Annotated in this window: 1 protein-coding gene; it reads right to left on the minus strand. The window is 64.8% G+C overall.

Annotation, left to right across the window (positions count from 1 at the left end; all coding sequences use genetic code 11):
- Positions 1-1118 (minus strand): amidohydrolase (locus tag ACQKPE_RS26565; protein WP_427669655.1); only part of this gene is annotated, 1118 nt, incomplete at both ends.

Here is a 1118-nt window from a genome sequence, read left to right on the forward strand (position 1 = left end):
CCGCCCAGGGCGCGCACCCGCTCGATGTTCTGCGGGGTGATGGTTTCGGCGTGGTCGAAGAACCATGGCAAGCCGTTGAACGGGATGTCGCGGTTGACCTTTTCGAACACATCCAGCATGCGGCTGATCGATTCGTTGTAGGTGGCATGCAGGCGGAACGGCCAGCGCTGTTCCACCAGGTGGCGCACCACCGGCTCCAGCTCTTCTTCCATGGTCTGCGGAAGGTCCGGGCGCGGTTCGAGGAAGTCTTCGAAGTCGGCGGCAGAGAACACCAGCATCTCGCCCGCGCCGTTGTGGCGCAGGAAGTCCGTGCCGTCGCCCGGCTTGACCATCTTGCTCCAGCTTTTGAAATCCTCGAGCTCTTCCTTGGGCTTCTGGGTGAACAGGTTGTAGGCGATGCGCACGGTCAGTTGGCCTTTGGCAGCCAGTTCCTGGATCACCTGGTAGTCGTCGGGGTAGTTCTGGTAGCCACCGCCCGCATCGATGGCGCTGGTCAGGCCCAGACGGTTGAGCTCGCGCATGAACTGGCGGGTGGAGTTGACCTGGTACTCCAGCGGCAACTTCGGACCCTTGGCCAGCGTTGCGTAGAGGATCATCGCGTTGGGACGGGCGATCAGCATGCCGGTGGGGTTGCCGAACTTGTCGCGCTGGATCTCGCCGCCCGGCGGGTTGGGCGTGTCCTTGGTGTAGCCCACGGCGCGCAGGGCGGCGCGGTTGAGCAGTGCGCGGTCGTACAGGTGCAGCAGGAACACCGGGGTATCGGGGGCCGCCTGGTTGATTTCCTCCAGGGTCGGCATGCGCCGTTCGGCGAACTGGAATTCGTTCCAGCCACCGACCACGCGCACCCACTGCGGGGTTGGCGTGCGTGCAGCCTGGTCCTTGAGCATGCGCAGGGCGTCAGCCACCGAGGGCACGCCTTCCCAGCGCAGTTCCAGGTTGTAGTTCAGGCCACCGCGGATCAGGTGCAGGTGCGAGTCGTTCAGGCCCGGGATCACCGTGCGCTGCTTGAGGTCGATGACCTGGGTGGCGGCGCTTTTGTGGGCCATGGCTTCGGCATCGTTGCCCACGGCGATGAAGCGACCATCCTTGATGGCGACGGCGGTGGCGGTGGGCTTTTC

It is taken from the genome of Pseudomonas sp. NPDC089554, assembly GCF_050280645.1.
GTDB lineage: Bacteria > Pseudomonadota > Gammaproteobacteria > Pseudomonadales > Pseudomonadaceae > Aquipseudomonas.